A 16482-nucleotide genomic window follows, 5' to 3' on the forward strand; every position below is an offset into this window, starting at 1 on the left:
GGACGCAGCAGTCTAGATATGCTGACGGATCGCGTCGATATAGGCTTGACCGTAGCGCGTAAGCGTCGTGTTCTTGCGCGTGATGATGCCGATCTCCATGTACTCATCCACATCGAGCGGAATCGAGATAATGCCGGGGCCGTTGAGCTCGTGGCTGATCACGCCCGAGCATACCGTGTAGCCGTTGAGGCCCATGGCCAAATTGAACAGCGTCGCACGGTCGCGCACGCGGATATTCTTGCGACGCTCAAACGTCGAGGTCAGCTCCTCGGAATAGTAAAACGAGTTGTAACTGCCCTGCTCGTAGGACAGGAACGGGTAGTCTTCCAAGTCCTCGAGCGTCACGCTGGAGCGGGCCGCCAGCGGATGGTCGGCACAGACGAAGACATGCGGCGTGGCGCAGAAAAGCCCCTCGAATACGAGCTCGTTGGCCGCCAGCATGCGCTCGATAACCTCGCGGTTATGCTCGGATAAGTACAGGATGCCCAGTTCGCTTTTCATATGCGCGACGTCCTCGATAATCTCGTGAGTCTGCTCCTCGCGCAGGGTGAAGTCGTAACGTGCGGCATCGAACTCGCGGATCACGTCAACAAACGCGTTAACGGCAAAGGAATAATGCTGGCAGCTCACACTAAAGTGCGGCACCTGCTCGGACTCGCCCTTGTACTTGCCTTCGAGCAGATCCGCCTGGTCGAGCACCTGGCGCGCGTAGCCTAAGAAGGTCTCGCCTTCCTCGGACACAATGACGCCCTTGTTGGTGCGCTCAAAGATGTGCACACCCATCTCGTTTTCGAGATCGCGAATCGACGCGGTAATCGAAGGCTGCGACACAAAGAGCCGGCGCGAGGCCTCGGTGATGCTGCCGCATTCGGCAACTTTGACGACATACCTGAGCTGCTGAAGCTTCATGGCTTTCTCCCTAGACGTTCGTGACGTCGAAACCCGTCGTGCTCATCTGACGCATAAACGACGGCATCTCCCCCGTCGCGGCGCAGGCGGCAATCTGATGCAGAGCCCCGGCAACCGCATCGTCTGCCGCAGCGCCGATATGCCAGCGCGCGGCAGCCGTGACGGCCTCGTTGGCATTGGCGACTGCAACGGAGTTGGGGACGGCACCGATCATGGGCAGGTCGTTATCGGAATCGCCAAATACGGCCACCTCGTCGGACGTCAGGTCCAAAGCGCGCGCCAGCTCCAGCGCAGCGCAACCCTTGTCCCAACCTGCTGGAAGAATGTCGAACAGGCGCACACGATTGTTGGGAAACACAAGCGAGAGTTCCGGCACCTCAGCGGCAACGCGCTCGCGTAGCTCCGCGAGCTCCTCACGCGAACGAGCACTCCAGATATTCGCCTTGAACACCGACGCGTCATCGACGACAGGACGGCACGGGGCCTCTTCGCCCTTGAGCCATGCGTTGCCGCCCGACTCCATGGCGCGGCGCACGCGCTCGGGGTCGCTCGTCACACAATAGGCATCGTTGCCCCAAAAGTCATCACCCAGGCCGTAGACCTTCAGATACGTATCGTCGGTCTCTTGCTCCAAGTAGTCAGCCAAGCGCATCAGGGCGGCGTTGTCGGTCGCATGCGAGGCTACCACCTCGCCGTCCACAAACATGACCTGGCCGTTGCAGAACGCGCCGGTCGAGAAGCACTCGGCGCGATTGCGGAACATCCAGCCCATCGCGGAGGGCTGGCGACCCGAAACCGGGCCAAAGTGCAGACCCGCCGCCTGCATGGCATGAATGCCCTCGATGGCGTAGTCGCTGGCGCCGTCATGCCCGGCTGGAATCAGCGTATCGTCCATATCGGTCAGCACAAGTTTAATCATAAGGCCCCCTCGGTCATTCTTAATCCCGTCTATTGTACCGACCTGCCAAAAAGAGACAGGTTTATATTGGCAGGTTTTATCTGGGAAAACGCAAAGCCCCAGTTGTTACCTGCCAAAATAAACCTGTCCCTTATTGGCAGGTGCGCTAGTATAGGGAACAACAGATTCGATGCGGGAGTGCCGGCGGTGCAAACCACAAGGCTGAGAGGGCATAGGGCCCAATCCTTTGAACCTGTCAGTTAATGCTGGCGTAGGGAGCATGCCGCCTTTTTAGGGGCGCTGTCTATGCACAGCGCCCCTTTTCTATGCCAAGGAGGCATGTGCAGTGATCGATTCGGAACAGCTTAAGCAAAATGTGGTCAAGGCCGTGGAGAAGATTCGCGCCACCAATCCCATGGCCGGCTCCATCACCAACACGGTGACGATTGACTTTGTCGCCAACGCGCAGCTCGCCGTGGGCGGTTCGGCCGCCATGGTCTATCTGCCCGACGAGGGCGAGGCGCTCGTTGCCGGCGGCGGCGCCATCTATCTGAACATGGGAACGCTCTTCCCCATCTACGAGCAGACGATTCCCCGCGCGGCCAAGGCGGCACACGACGCCGGCAAGCCCTGGGTGCTCGATCCGGTGGGCCTGGGCATCGGCAGCCTGCGCACCCAGCTGGTAGGCGAACTCAAGCAGTACAAGCCCGCCATCGTGCGCGGCAACGCCTCCGAGATCATTGCGCTCGCCGGCCTATGGGGACTTGAGGGCGAAGCGGCCGATCTGAGCCGCGTGCGCGGCGTCGACACCACCGATACGGTTGACGCCGCCCGCGATGCCGCCGCGGCGCTCGCCCGCTACACCGGCGGCGCCGTAGTGGTCTCGGGCGAAGTCGACCTGATTACCGACGGCACGACCGTGGCCAAGTCCCACGGCGGCAGCCCGCTCATGTCCAAGATCACCGGCTGCGGTTGCTCGCAGGGCGGCGTGTTGGCCGTGTACGCCTGCGCCACCGACCCGTTTACGGCGGCCATCTGCGGCACCGCCGTATACAACGTTGCCGGTACGCGTGCCGCCGCCGTTGCCGATGCCCCGGCAAGCTTTAAGGTCGCCTTTATCGACGAGCTCTACCGCGCAACCGCCCGGGACATTGCCGACAACCAACTCGAGCTCGAGGAGGCATAAGGCATGTCCGAGCCCGCAACCAATGCCGGCATGAACACCCTGGTCGCCGTGGCCATCGCCCCGTGCGGCACCGGTGACGAGCTATCCGCCGAGGTCGCCGAGGTCGTGCGCGTCATTCGCGAGAGTGGCCTTCCTAACCGCACCACCTCGATGTTCACCGAGATCGAGGGCGACTGGGACGAGGTCATGCAGGTCGTGCGCGACGCAACCTTTGTGTTGGCGAGCAAAGGTATCCGTACCGAAGTCGTGCTCAAAGCCGATATTCGCCCCGGTTTTACCGATACCATGACCGGCAAACTCGAGCGCATGGAAGCTCAGATCAAAAAGCAGGAGGAAGCACGATGAGCATCCGCGACAACCTTGATATCTCTGCCTATCTGGTACTCGGCCCCGAAAACACCCTCGGGCGACCCGTGGGCGATGTGGTGGCTCAGGCGCTCGACGCCGGCTTTACCTGCATCCAAGTGCGTTCCAAGGTGGCAAGCGCCCGCGAGATCATCGCACTGACGGGCGATGCCGCGCAGGCCATCGCCCAGGCCGGCAAAACCGGGCAGGTCGCGCTGCTGATCGACGACCGCCTTGACTGCGTACTTGCCGCACGCGAGCAGGGCATCGCCGTCGACGGCGTGCACGTGGGCCAGAGCGATATCCCCGTCGAGGTCTGCCGCAAGCTGCTGGGTCCCGATGCCATCGTGGGCCTTTCCGCCCGCTGCGAGGAGATGCTCGAGTACGTCAAGACCGCCGACATGAGCCTGGTCGATTACCTGGGCGTAGGCCCGCTCCACGAGACCGAAACCAAGCGCGACTGCGGACGTGCGGCCGACGGCTCCATCATCACCAAGAGCTTTGAGGACCTGGCTGCCCTCCATGCAGCAAGCCCCGTGCCCATCGTGGTGGGCGGCGGCGTCAAAACGGCCGATCTGCCGCAGCTCAAGACTACCGGCGTCGACGGCTTCTTTGTGGTGAGCGCCGTCTGCAGTGCCGACGACCCCTACGCCGCAGCCAAGGAGCTCGTCGATACCTGGCAGCAGGCATAGACTCATGCCGAGCAGCTGCTCCGCAGCCCTATATCTTCAACAGCGGAAAGCGCATCCCAGTTTGGACGTCCATTCTGGGATGCGCTTTCCATATAGAGGGCCAGCGGAAAACGCATCCCATTCCAAGCGCAAATTTTGGGATGCGGTTTCCGCGACCGCCCCCTCGCGGAAACCGCATCCCAGTCTGAGCGCATATTCCGGGATGCGCTTTCCGTAGCAGCCCTTACCCCGCCAGATACGCTTCCAGCGCTGGCAGCGTCGCCTCCGCATCGCGACGGCCGATCTGATAGATGCGTTCGAGTTCCTCGGGCTCGCGGCACAGCGACGGCACCTTCACCGATTCGCTCGGCCGCACCACAAAGATCTCGCCAGCGGCCTCGCGACGCGCCAGGTCGTCGAGCGTGGCGTTATATACCTCGTGCCGGTGCTCAAGCGCCGCAACAAACTCCGGATAGTGACGATACACGCGACGCAGCATAGGCATCACGCTATTGGGCTGCTTTACAAAGCCCGCCGGCTGCGTCAGCACCACCACGTTGCGGTCATAGCCCTGCGCAAACAGCCATGCGCTGGGAATGGAATCGGCAACGCCGCCATCCAGGTACTTGTGCCCCTCAATGGCAACGGGTCGTGTTGCCACGGGAATCGCCGACGACGCCCGGATCCACTCGATATCATGCTCATCACCGTAAGGCAGGTCATGGTAGACGGCCCGCCCCGTCTTAAGATCGGTGCACACGCAGGTAAACCGCATGGGGCAGGCACGATAAGCCTCCAGGTCGATGGGATCGCGCTCGATGGGAACCTCGTGATAGGCAAACTCGGCATTGAACATGTCGCCGGTTCGCAGCCAGCTCGTCACGCTCGCATAGCGCTTGTCGGCGCAATAGGCCTTGTTGTAGCGAATGGCACGGCCGATCTGGCGCGATTTAAAGTTGTAGCCAAACGCCGCGCCCGCCGAGACGCCCACCATATGGTCGCAGGTCAAGCCGTGCTCCATCCATACGTCGAGCACGCCCGCCGTATACATACCGCGGTAGCCGCCTCCCTCGAGCGCGAGCCCCACCGTGCGCGTCGTATCTGGCTGTGCCATGCGACCATCTCCGTTCCTGCGTTTTAAAACGAAACAAGTATACCCGTCAACATATATCGCCTCAGTCGCATTTTCATCGAACATCGTCGCGTTACCGTTTGGCGAATAATGGCCGCCCGCAACATGGGCACCCCTACATAATTCCATACACTTGTTTATACTACTCAGTAGTTATCAGCAACGAACGTCAGCCGACAAATAAACCCAACGACGCAGCAAGGCGGGGGCTTGGAAACACGCGAGGCGTTGAGCAACAACGCGTGTGCACAACGAGCTCGCCCGACGCAATCCGCCCCGACCCCAGAAAGCCGCCTACAGCATGGATACCCCCAGCAATTACACTGAAACGCTCGAAAAGACCGTCCGCGACCTTCTCAAGCGTCAGGAGGATCTGGTCAGGACCGCCTTTACCGACCAGCTTACCGGGCTTGGCAACCGCGGCGGCTTTGCCCGTTCCCTCGAGGAGCTCTGGGAGCAGGACACCCCCGTTACCATGGCGTACATCGATATCGACAATCTCAAGCACTGCAACGACGTCTTTGGCCATGACGAGGGCAACCGCTATATTTTGCAGGTAAGCCTCTATCTCAAGCTGTATATGGAGGTGGACGAAGCGGCGTTTCGTCTGGGAGGCGACGAGTTTGCCATCCTGTCTACGATTGCAACCGAGGACGACCTCGCCGAACGTCTGGAACGCTGCCGAACGGTCCTGCTCAAAAACAACGATGCCGAGATGCCTCACTCGTTTAGCTACGGAGTGGCACACGCCGACCCCGCCCTGGGCGAAGCCCCCAATCGCTTGACGAACGATGCCGACCATCGCATGTACGACTACAAGCTACGTCATGCCGTGCACCTTGATCGACGCAATATCGCACAAGCCCACACCGACGACTTCGAAATAAGCGATCGAGTTTTCGACGCCCTTTCGATGCTCAACGAAGGCCGCTATTTCTTTATCGAGAACTTAGACAAACATCGAACCCTTTGGTCACAAGGCGCCTTGCGCGATCTTGGTCTTCCTTCGGAGCATATAGACAACTGTCACGATTATTGGAAAACGCGTGTCCATCCCGATGACCTTGAGGCCTATACCAACGACATCGACCAAATCTATGACGGCTCCAAACATCGTCACGTCATGCAGTACCGCGTGCGCAATGCCGCCGGCGATTACATCCTCGGCCGTGCTCGCGGGTTTCGTATCGACGGCGACGGAAATGTCCCCTCGCTCTATGTCGGCGAGCTCGTCAACCACTCGCTTGCCGAGACCGTCGACGCCGCCACGGGTCTCGGAACGCAGCGCACGCTGATCAACGCTATCGATGCCTGCCGTCGCGACCGTTGCGAGACGGGGCTTATAGCAGTGCGCGTTCGCGGCACGGCAAAGCTCAACGAGCTCTACGGGGCCGAGGCCGTCGACAACATGCTCGCCGAATACGCAGGCCGCATGCTGTCGATTACTCGCGGCAGGAGTCGCGTCTTCCGTTCACGCAACGCCCAGTTCGTCGTGCTTAGCAACAATTTGGATCACGAAGCATTCGAGCAACTGATCCAACATCTCAAAGAGGCCGTTTTCGCTCCCGTTCGAATCGCGGGCGACACTATTACCCCCGTCTGTCTTGTCGTTCCGGCCTTTTACGAGCACCTGACCAATCAAACGGCCGCCGTTTTAGGCGAACTCGACCGTCGCATTCGCACGGCCGGCGGGCTTGTTCCCAACGACAGCCTCCCCATACCCGAGGTGGAGCGCAAAAGCGCCATCGCCGAACGCATCGATCCGCTCACGGGTCTCTATCGACCCAGCGAGTTTATGCGCCGCGCCAACGAATTTCTCGAGACAAGGCGCAACGGCGCCTGGTGTATCGCCACCGTCGATATGGGGCACATGCGACTGTTCAACGAATGGCACGGACAGGCCGAGGGCGACCGCGTACTCGCCGATGTGGGCACGGTTCTCAAGGACATCGAGAATGCCGCCATGGGCGTCGCAGGGTACTGGGGCCAAGACGACTTTTGCATACTCATCCCCTTTGAGCACGACACCGTCCATCAAATCTATAACAGCGTTCGCGAGGCCGTGGCCAAGCATGATGACGGCGTGGGTTTCTGGCCGTCCATGGGCGTCTACCTCATCGACTCCAACGAGGAAATCACTATCGATGCGCAGGCCAAGGCCATGTTTACCAATCGGCGTGCAAAAAACGACTTTAAGGAGCGCATTGCCATTTTCCGCCCCGAGGAGTACGAGCGCGAAATCTCGTTCCACCGCACGCTGACCGAATTCCAGTATGCGCTCTCAAACGGCCGCATTACCTACTACCTGCAGCCCCAGGTCGACATGGAAACCGGCGAGATCACTGGCGCCGAAGCGCTCACGCGCTGGATTGACAAGGATGGCTCCCTCATTTCACCCGTCACCTTTATCCCCGCTCTCGAGGAAAGCGGTTTTGTGGTGACGCTCGACAAATACGTTTGGCAGGGCGTTGCCTCGTGGCTGCGCGGGCGCATCGATCGAGGGCTTCGCGTGGTTCCGATCTCGCTCAACGTGTCGCGCGTGGATATCCTTGCCTGCGACGTTGCCGAGCATATGGGGGCACTCGCCGACCAATACAATCTGCCGCCCGAGCTCATGCGCATCGAGATCACCGAGACGGCTTATACGGGAGAGTCCGAAGCTGTGGATAAGCTGACGGCCGACCTGCACAACCGCGGCTTCTCGACCTACATGGACGATTTTGGCACCGGCCAGTCCACGCTCGCGATGCTCAAGAACGTCAACGTCGACGTCATCAAGCTCGACCGCACGTTTGTGCCCGTCGACGGCGATCAAGGCCGCAGCGTGCAAATCATTTCATCAATGCTCGAGATGGCGCAGTCGCTCCATCTGCCCGTTGTGGTCGAAGGCATCGAGACAAATGAGCAGGCAAACATGCTACGCCAAATGGGCGCCCGCTACGCTCAGGGCTTCCTCTACTACCGTCCCATGCAGGCGGAGGATTTTGAGGCACTGCTCGATGGTGGCGACAGCAACTAATGCGCTCGTGCGCAAACGCCACCGTCGAGGGAGCGTTTGTTCCCATGAGCTAACTAATACCCCAATCTAAACCGAATTGGGAGTAAGATACAAACCATTGTTCCATCCAAGGAGGTCATCCATCATGAACGAGTCGTATCGCCTGGGCGAGCAATCAATCATCGCTCATCTTCAGCGACTTGCGAACGGGGCCTCAACCACCGAGCTCGATGTTGCCGCGCTGCCCCCGGAGTTGCGTGCCATTGGTGAGCAACTGCAGAAAACGCTCGCCATCCTGCAACAAGAACGCGAGCTGCTTGAGCACGGCGCCTATATCGACTCGCTCACCAATCTTGGCAACCGTGGCGGACTCGACCGCCATGTCGATCAGCTCTGGCGCAAAGGCACCCCCTTCACCTGCGCCTATATCGATATCGACCGTCTTAAGCATTGCAACGATAAGTTTGGCCACGCCGAGGGCAATCGCTACATTCTGAGCATCTGCCGCGCACTCACCGAGACAATGGAGCACGATGAGCTGCTGTTCCGTATCGGTGGAGACGAATTTGTACTTATATCCCCCACGACAGACGAAGCCGAGCTCGAGCAGCGCCTGGAGCGGACGCGTGCCAATCTTATCGAGGCAACATCGGACGGCAAGGCGCCCATGATCGCCAGCTTTAGCTTTGGCTGCTCGCGTGTCGACCCACTTGCAGGCGATACGCGTCGCCAGATGACAAAGGACGCCGACCGCAAAATGTATCGCTACAAGCTCATGTACCGTGTGCAACAACCGGAAGAAGGCGATGCGCTGCAACGCCCGATCACCGAACAACCCCCCCCCTGCAACGACCGAGTGTTCCAAGCGATCTCCATGAGCTCCGAGACACGCTATCCGTTCATCATTAACCTCGACACCGGCGAATCGCAATGGTCGGTTAATGCCGTGCGCGATTTTGACCTACCCTCCCAGCATCCCTACAACTCGCTCGATATATGGCTTGCCCGTGTTCACCCCGAGGACCGCGACAACGTACGTGCCGAGCTCGATATGGTGGTAAACGGCACGTGGCACTTCCACTGCATGCAGTATCGCGTCATGAATACCGCCGGAAAATACGCGCTTTGCGACTGCACAGGTTACCGCCTGGACGGCACCGATACCGAGCCCAACATGTATGTGGGCATTGTCACCAACCGAAGCTTGGCAGATACGACCGATTCCGTGACCGGCCTGGGCGATATCCACGCCCTGGTCAACGCCATTGGCGAGATGCGTCGCGTGGCACGAAACGCGGGCTTGATCGCCATTAAAATCGACGAAATCGCACAGGTCAATGCCCGCTTTGGCTTTGATGCAGGCGACCGCGTTTTGGCAGAAAGCGCCGCCTGCCTCATGGATTGCTCGCGCGGCAAGGGTCGTCTGTTCCGCTCGACCGGACCGATGTTCGTGGCGCTCTTTGACGAGCTTGATCCCGAAGAGACCGACGCGGTTGCAGACGAAATCGAACGGTTCTTGGGATCGCCCGTGCTCTTGGGCTCATTTGAATATCAGCCGCCCCTTCGCGTGGCCACGCTTCATCTGGACACCGTCGACCGACAGCCCGTTTCCATTCTGAACGAGCTCAATGCGTTGCTTAAAGAAGCGCCGCAGATACCGGGCACCAAGCTGGACTAGCGACGTAGGGCGCGATGTGAAACACAAGCCGTTTCGCATCGCGCCCCGCGCCATCTGCCCTCTCGTGCGATAATCCTCCGCAGAAGTCACCGACAGCAGAGGGAGTTTGTGATGAAGGTTCTTTTGGTCAATGGCAGCCCCAAGGCAAACGGCAACACCGCCCGCGCACTCGCCGAGGTCGCCGAGCAACTTAGGGCCGAGGGCATCGATACCGAGACGTTTCAACTGGGCGCCAAGCCCATCCGCGATTGCATCGGTTGCGGCCAGTGCGGAAAGCTCGATTGCCGCTGCACCTTTGACGACGATGTGGTCAACGAGCTGATTGCCGCCGCCGAGCAGGCAGACGGCTTTGTCTTTGGCTCCCCCGTCTACTACGCGCACCCCAGCGGACGCATCCTCTCGGCACTCGACCGCGCATTCTATGCAGGCAGCAAGGCCTTTGCGCACAAGCCGGGTGCCGCTGTGGCCGTTGCCCGCCGCGGCGGCACGTCGACCACCTTCGACGTGCTCAACAAGTACTTCACCATCAACCAGATGCCCGTGGTGGCCTCCACATACTGGAACAACGTCTTTGGCGCCATGCCGGGCGAGGCCACCCAGGACGCCGAAGGCCTTGCCACCATGCGAAACATCGGCAAAAACATGGCCTGGCTTCTGCATTGTATCGAAGCAGGCCAGGCCGCCGGCATCGAAGCCCCCGAAGCCGATCGCGAGCGCACCAACTTCATTCGTTAGAACGGCGGGGCCATGAATACTCAAATCTTCGGGACTAAGAAGTCCTTCGACACCAAGAAAGCACAGCGCTATTTTAAGGAGCGCCGCATTAAGGTGCAATTTATCGACCTGAAGGAAAAGGAGATGAGCAAAGGCGAGCTCACGAGCGTGATGCAGGCGGTCGGCGGCATCGACAAGCTGCTCAACCCCAAGGCCAAGGACGAGGAGACGCTCGCGCTCATCCAGCACCTCACCCCTAGCCAGCGCTTCGACAAGTTGCTCGAGAACCAGCAGGTTCTAGCCGAGCCCATCGTGCGCAACGGCAAAAAGGCCACCGTCGGTTATTGCCCCGATGTATGGGGAGCCTGGGAGTAGCCTGTGTTATTTGCCGGCGCGTGGGTATAAGAGCAGGCGTTTGGCATAAGATTCAACTGTAAGCCATGTCTAACAAAGGAGGGCACATGCCCAACAAACCCGTGAAGATCATCATGCTTACCGGATACCTCGGTGCCGGCAAGACCACACTGCTCAACCACATCCTCGCTAACGACGGCGGCATCCGCGCCGCCGTGATCGTCAACGATATCGGCGAGATCAACGTCGACGCCAGCCTCATCGCCGACGGCGGCCTTTCCGAGACCGACGACCTCATCCCGCTCACCAACGGCTGCATCTGCTGCACGCTTTCGGACGACCTTGCCAACCAGCTGCAGGGCATCGCCGATTCGGGCAAGTTCGACTACATCATCATCGAGGCCTCGGGTATCTGCGAGCCTATCCCCATCGCCTACACCATCTCAAGCTTCTGCGACGAGGCCAAGGTGGGCGGCCAGCCCAAGCTTGCACTCGACAACATCGTGGCCGTGGTCGATTGCGCCCGCATGTACGACGAGTTCAACGGCGGTCGCGACCTGCTGGCCGAGGATATCGACGAGGACGACATCGAGAGCCTGCTCATCCAGCAGATCGAGTTCTGCTCCACGCTGATCCTCAACAAGACCGATACCGTGAGCCCTGAGCAGATCGCCGAGCTCAAGGCTATCGTGCGCAGCCTGCAGAAGGACGCCGTGATTGTCGAGGCCCAAAACGGCGAGGTCCCCATGGAGGAGCTGCTCGACACCGACCGCTTCGACTTTATGCGCGCCTACAACTCCGCCGCCTGGATCGAGGCCATGGAGCATCCCGAGGAGCACGACGACCCCGAGGTGCTCGAGTACGACATCGAGACCTTTGTGTACTCGCGCCGCAAGCCGTTTGACCTGCAGAAGTTCACCGATTTTGTTGAGCAGGAGTGGCCCGACGAGGTCATCCGCGTCAAGGGTCCGCTGTGGCAGACCGGCGATCCGGACATGTGCTACATGTTCGAGCAGGCCGGCCACCAAATGCGCCTGATGGAGAACGGTCTGTTCGTTGACTCCGCGCCCGAGGGCGAGAAGCAGAAGATCATCGACGAGAACCCCGAGATCATGCAGATTTGGGACGACGAGACGGGCGACCGCATGACGAGCCTGTGCATCATCGGCCGTCACATGGACAAGGATGCGCTCATCGCCTCCCTCGATGCCTGCCTGACCGACTGGCACCGCGCCTAGATTTATCCAAGCGGGCATTTTTCCGCCTACGTAACCGCCAAACCACCACGAAGGTGCCCTTCGTGGTGGTTTTTCGTTCTGAGCCAAGGAGATTCATGTTCAACATTGTGCTGTATGCGCCCGAGATTCCGGCCAATACGGGCAATATCGGCCGCACCTGCGTGGTTACCGGCGCCCGCCTGCATCTGGTGGAGCCGCTGGGGTTTTCGCTCGACGACAAGACGGTGCGTCGCGCCGGCCTGGGCTACTGGCAAAATTTGGACGTGACGACCTATGCCGGCTGGGAGGATTTCCTTGCGCGCAACGGCCTCTCCCCCGCCGACGAACGCCTGCATCTGCTGACCAAAAAGGCGCGCCGCACCTATGCGCAAAGTACCTACCGCGACGGTGACTTTTTGGTCTTTGGCAGCGAGAGCTCGGGGATTCCCGAGCCACTGCTTGCCGCGGCGCCCGAGCGCTGCGAGCGCATCCCCATGTTGCGCGATTGCGACTCGCTCGAAAACGCCGACGCCTGGGAGGCCCACGAGGAGTCGCTCGGGCATACCGAGGACAGCCACGAAGCCATCCTTCGACAGGATATCTGCGGCAACTTCGTCAATCCGGACGACTACCGCATCAGCGCACTCAACCTCTCCAACAGCGCCGCCATCGTCCTCTACGAGGCTCTGCGCCAAACAGGCTTTCTGGGAATGTGACAAAGGGACGGTCCCTTTGTCACATTCGGTTATAGGTAGCGGCCGGTGATGCTTGCGGGGCATGCCACGATGTCGCCCGGCGTGCCGACGCAGACGATTTGCCCGCCTGCGTCGCCACCACCTGGGCCCATATCGATTGCGTAATCGGCGTTACGGATAAGGTCGAGGTCGTGCTCGATTACGACGACTGTGGCGCCCTTGGCAACGAGGCCGTCGAACACACTCAGCAGCACCTGAACATCGAGCGGGTGCAGGCCAATTGTGGGTTCGTCGAACACGAATACGGCATCATCCTGCACGCGGCCCATCTCGCTCGCGAGCTTAAGGCGCTGCGCCTCGCCGCCCGAAAGCGCCGGCGTGGGCTCGCCGAGCGTGAGATAACCCAAGCCCAGGTCGTGCAGGGTCTGTAAGCGCGCCTGAACTTTCTTGAGCCCCACCGTAGCGTCGAGGGCCTCGTCCACACTTATGTCCATGAGCTGCGGCAACGTAAGCAGGCTCCCGTCCTTGCCCTCGCGATGGATATGCGAGGCCGCGTCTGCATAGCGTGAGCCGCGACATGACGGGCAGACGATCTCGACATCGGGCAAAAATTGCACGTCGAGCGATATCGAACCCGTGCCATCGCACGTAGGGCAGCGCAAGGCGCCGGTGTTGTAGCTAAATGCGCCCGCCTTGTAGCCAGCTGCCTTGGCCTCGGGCGTACGGGCGAAGGCGCGACGCAGCTCGTCATGGATGTCGGCATAAGTCGCCACCGTCGAGCGCACGTTGGCGCCGATGGGCGTAGCGTCAATCAGGTTGGCGCGTGCGATGCCCTCGGCATCGATCCAGCGCACATGGCTTGGCAGGCGCTCGCCAGTTGCCTGAGCCTTGAGCGCCGGGATGAGCGTCTCGAGCACCAACGTCGTCTTACCCGAACCCGAAACGCCCGTCACCGCGACGAGACGACCGCGCGGTATATCGACTTCGAGCGGTTTGACGGTATGGATGGCATCGGTCGCCATGCGGATATGGCCCTGGTCGAACATTTCGTCGTCAGCCACCTGCGGCCGCAAGCGCTTGGGCTCCGAGCGCAAAAACGGGGCGATGCGGCTGTCCTGCGATTGCTCGACCTCATCCACCGTACCGGCGGCGATCACATTACCGCCGCCCGCTCCGGCAACGGGGCCCATCTCGACCAGATAATCGGCTTCCGCCAATACGCGCGTGTCGTGGTCGACAACGACCACGGTGTTGCCGTCATCCACCAGATCGCGCATTACGCCTACCAAGCCGTCAACATTGGCAGGATGCAAGCCGATCGAGGGCTCGTCGAGCACATACAGCACGCCCGTCGAGCGGTTGCGCACCACGCGGGCAAGCTGCACGCGCTGGCGCTCACCCGTGGAGAGCGTAGCACCGGCGCGGTCGAGCGAGAGGTAATCGAGCCCCAGGTCGACCAGGCGACGAGCCGCGCTCAAAAACGAATCGCAGATATCCGTCGCCATGGGCTGCATCTCGGCCGGCAAGGATGCGGGCACCCCGCGCGCCCACTCAATCGCCTCACCCAGCGTCATGGCCGCGGCCTGCGCCAGATTGATACCACGCACCTGGGGCTGGCGCGCAGCCTCGGAGAGACGCGTGCCGCCGCAGTCACGGCACGGGCCCTCGCGCAAAAAGCGAGCCACGCGCTTAAGTCCCTTATCGTCCTTAACCTTGGCGAGCGCATTCTCGACCGTATAGACGGCATTGTAATAGGTGAAGTCGAGCGGCGTGGCGCCCTCGCCTTTTTTGGGAACGTAGAGAATGTGCTTCTTAACCGCCGGACCGTGGAACACAATGTCGCGCTCGGCGGGCGTGAGCTGGTTAAACGGCACGTCGGTGCGCACGCCCATCTCGCCGGCTACCTGCTTCATCAGATCCCACATGAGCGTACCCCAGGGAAGCACCGCGCCTTCGTTGATGGTCTTTGACTCGTCGGGCACCAGGCTCGCTTCGTCCACCTCGCGCATGACACCGGTGCCGCCGCAGGTAGGGCACGCACCGCCGCTGTTAAAGGCAAGGTCCTCGGCACTCGGCGCGTAGAACTCGCGGCCGCATGCGGGGCACGTGAGCGACAGGCCCGCAGCCACGTTAAGGCTCGGCTCCACACGCGCCCCGCAATGTGGGCACACGTGATGGGCACAGCGGCTAAAGAGCAAACGCAGACTGTTGTTGAGCTCGGTCATGGTACCAAAGGTCGAGCGCACGCCTGGCACACTGGGACGCTGATGCAACGCGAGTGCCGCCGGTACGTGCAATACCTCGTCCACCTGGGCGTGCTCGGCCTGCGTCAGGCGACGTCGAGTATAGGTGCTGAGCGCCTCCAGGTAACGGCGCGAGCCCTCGGCATAAAGAACTCCCAGCGCCAGCGAGCTCTTGCCCGAGCCCGACACGCCGGCAATGCCCACGAGCCTCCCCAGCGGAATATCGATATCGATGTCCTTGAGATTGTGGACACGTGCACCGCGCACCTCGATAGCCTGCGGGCTCATCTTCTGTTCCGTCACCTTTATCACCCTACTCATGCCATAAAACGCGGTCGCGGATATACTCGCCCAGCATGGGCACGGTAAACCGCACAAGGCCGTATCCGGCGGCCTCGATGACGCGCTCGCGAATCAGGCTTGCGCGATATTTACTCGCCCAGCTCTGGGTACGGTCGCAGCGCTCAATGATATCCGCCGTGCGCGTCGGCTTGTCCTCGTCAACCGCCATAGCCTCGATAAAGAGGCGCTGAGGGCTGCGCAGACCGTAATACAGAGGTGCGTCAACCGCTTCGTAGAACTCGGAGACGGCATCCGCATGGCCATTCTCGACATCGCGCCTTTCGATGACCTGCGAGCCACGCCGGACAGCAGACCGCCACATGTAATAGCCCACCAGCTGAACCATATAGGGATGCCCCATGCTCTTGCGCGCCGCAAGGTCCGCCGTCTCCGCGTCAACGTAAAGACCAGCGTCTTTGACCGTCTGGATATACGAATCGCGCACTTTGGGCAAAGATATTGCCCCCAACGTACGCTGCTGGGCACGCCGCAAAAACGTCACGCTCGGCTCTTCGAGCAGATCGTCAACCATACTGGGCAAGCCGGCGAACGCCAGCGCAAGACCGCGCTGGTCGCTATCGGGCAAGCCCGTGGCATCCTGGTCTCCGAGCACCTGCTGATAGAGGACGGCAAGAGCCGCCAGTTCCTCGATAGACACCGATTGTGCCTCGTCAATCGCAAACAAGACGCCCTTGCCCGGACCGAGCTTCTTGAGACGCTCGTTGACCAGCCCTCGCAATGTCTCGCCTTTTGCCCGCGCCGCCTCGACCGACATCCGGCCAAACGACGGCCCAAACTCCATTGACGTCACAACGGGTTTATTCGAGCGAAGCGCGTCGGCCAAGCGGTCGCACAAACCAAGCGAAGCGGAATCGGAGACAACCGCCCATCCGCGCTCGCTGGCTAGACGTTGCAGCTCCCGCAGGAGAACCGTTTTGCCATAGCCGCGGTTTCCCGTAATGAGCATGAGCCTGCCCGGCGCTCCGGCGCCGTTGTCGAGCCCTTCCTCAAAATCTTCGATGACCGACTCGCGACCGATGAGTATCGGAGGCCGCTTACCAGCTGTGGGCTTAAAGGGATTTGGATTCATATCGGCCTCC

General features: G+C 60.8%; 14 protein-coding genes and 1 riboswitch. Of the genes, 9 read left to right on the forward strand and 5 right to left on the reverse strand.

Annotated elements, in window-relative coordinates:
* Window positions 1-12 precede the first annotated feature (12 nt).
* Both DXB86_RS05665 and DXB86_RS05670 read right to left on the reverse strand, forming a co-directional pair.
* On the reverse strand, window positions 13-909 hold the full coding sequence (locus DXB86_RS05665) for a LysR family transcriptional regulator (RefSeq protein ID WP_117736473.1): 897 nt from the start codon (window positions 907-909) through the stop codon (window positions 13-15).
* Between the two features lie 10 nt (window positions 910-919).
* Window positions 920-1828, reverse strand: a complete 909-nt coding sequence (locus DXB86_RS05670) for an HAD-IIB family hydrolase (RefSeq protein ID WP_117736474.1) — start codon at window positions 1826-1828, stop codon at window positions 920-922.
* Between the two features lie 163 nt (window positions 1829-1991).
* Window positions 1992-2102, forward strand: a riboswitch (TPP riboswitch).
* A 51-nt stretch (window positions 2103-2153) separates the two neighbouring features.
* Here DXB86_RS05670 and thiM point away from each other — a divergent pair.
* The 3 genes from thiM to DXB86_RS05685 are packed head-to-tail and all read left to right on the forward strand — an operon-like array spanning window position 2154 to window position 4030.
* Window positions 2154-2993: a hydroxyethylthiazole kinase gene (gene thiM, locus DXB86_RS05675; protein ID WP_117736475.1), complete on the forward strand. Its 840-nt coding sequence runs from the start codon at window positions 2154-2156 to the stop codon at window positions 2991-2993.
* 3 nt (window positions 2994-2996) lie between these two features.
* Window positions 2997-3338, forward strand: a complete 342-nt coding sequence (locus DXB86_RS05680; RefSeq protein ID WP_225093307.1) for a thiamine-binding protein — start codon at window positions 2997-2999, stop codon at window positions 3336-3338.
* Window positions 3335-4030 (forward strand): thiamine phosphate synthase, encoded by a 696-nt coding sequence (locus DXB86_RS05685; protein ID WP_117736476.1) that lies wholly within the window; start codon window positions 3335-3337, stop codon window positions 4028-4030. The genes DXB86_RS05680 and DXB86_RS05685 overlap by 4 nt, the downstream gene beginning before the upstream one ends.
* A 223-nt stretch (window positions 4031-4253) precedes the next feature.
* Here the strand turns inward: DXB86_RS05685 and DXB86_RS05690 are convergent, their stop codons facing one another.
* Window positions 4254-5123 carry a patatin family protein gene (locus DXB86_RS05690; RefSeq protein ID WP_117736477.1) on the reverse strand — a complete coding sequence of 290 codons (870 nt, stop codon included), beginning with the start codon at window positions 5121-5123 and terminating at the stop codon, window positions 4254-4256.
* A 319-nt stretch (window positions 5124-5442) separates the two neighbouring features.
* On the opposite strand from DXB86_RS05690, the gene DXB86_RS05695 reads away from it, so the two are divergent.
* From DXB86_RS05695 to DXB86_RS05720, 6 genes are all read left to right on the forward strand, one after another.
* Window positions 5443-8160, forward strand: coding sequence for an EAL domain-containing protein (locus DXB86_RS05695; protein ID WP_117736478.1), 2718 nt, complete (start codon window positions 5443-5445; stop codon window positions 8158-8160).
* A gap of 124 nt (window positions 8161-8284) precedes the next feature.
* Entirely contained in the window at window positions 8285-9817 is a 1533-nt protein-coding gene (locus DXB86_RS05700) for a diguanylate cyclase domain-containing protein (RefSeq protein WP_117736479.1), read from the forward strand.
* A 111-nt stretch (window positions 9818-9928) separates the two neighbouring features.
* The gene (locus DXB86_RS05705) at window positions 9929-10552 is read left to right on the forward strand and encodes a flavodoxin family protein (protein WP_117736480.1); all 624 of its coding nucleotides are present in this window, start codon (window positions 9929-9931) and stop codon (window positions 10550-10552) included.
* 12 nt (window positions 10553-10564) lie between these two features.
* Window positions 10565-10906 carry an arsenate reductase family protein gene (locus tag DXB86_RS05710; RefSeq protein WP_117736481.1) on the forward strand — a complete coding sequence of 114 codons (342 nt, stop codon included), beginning with the start codon at window positions 10565-10567 and terminating at the stop codon, window positions 10904-10906.
* 86 nt (window positions 10907-10992) lie between these two features.
* Entirely contained in the window at window positions 10993-12123 is a 1131-nt protein-coding gene (locus DXB86_RS05715) for a GTP-binding protein (protein ID WP_055252195.1), read from the forward strand.
* A 95-nt stretch (window positions 12124-12218) separates the two neighbouring features.
* Window positions 12219-12818, forward strand: coding sequence for a tRNA (cytidine(34)-2'-O)-methyltransferase (locus tag DXB86_RS05720; protein ID WP_117736482.1), 600 nt, complete (start codon window positions 12219-12221; stop codon window positions 12816-12818).
* 29 nt (window positions 12819-12847) lie between these two features.
* Here DXB86_RS05720 and DXB86_RS05725 read toward each other — a convergent pair whose 3' ends face one another.
* Window positions 12848-15343: an excinuclease ABC subunit UvrA gene (locus DXB86_RS05725; protein WP_233504163.1), complete on the reverse strand. Its 2496-nt coding sequence runs from the start codon at window positions 15341-15343 to the stop codon at window positions 12848-12850.
* Between the two features lie 10 nt (window positions 15344-15353).
* A complete protein-coding gene (locus DXB86_RS05730; RefSeq protein ID WP_117736484.1) occupies window positions 15354-16472 on the reverse strand; it encodes an AAA family ATPase in 1119 nt (372 codons plus the stop codon).
* Window positions 16473-16482: the final 10 nt, after the last annotated feature.

The organism is Collinsella sp. OM06-18AC, from assembly GCF_003438785.1.
Lineage (GTDB): Bacteria > Actinomycetota > Coriobacteriia > Coriobacteriales > Coriobacteriaceae > Collinsella.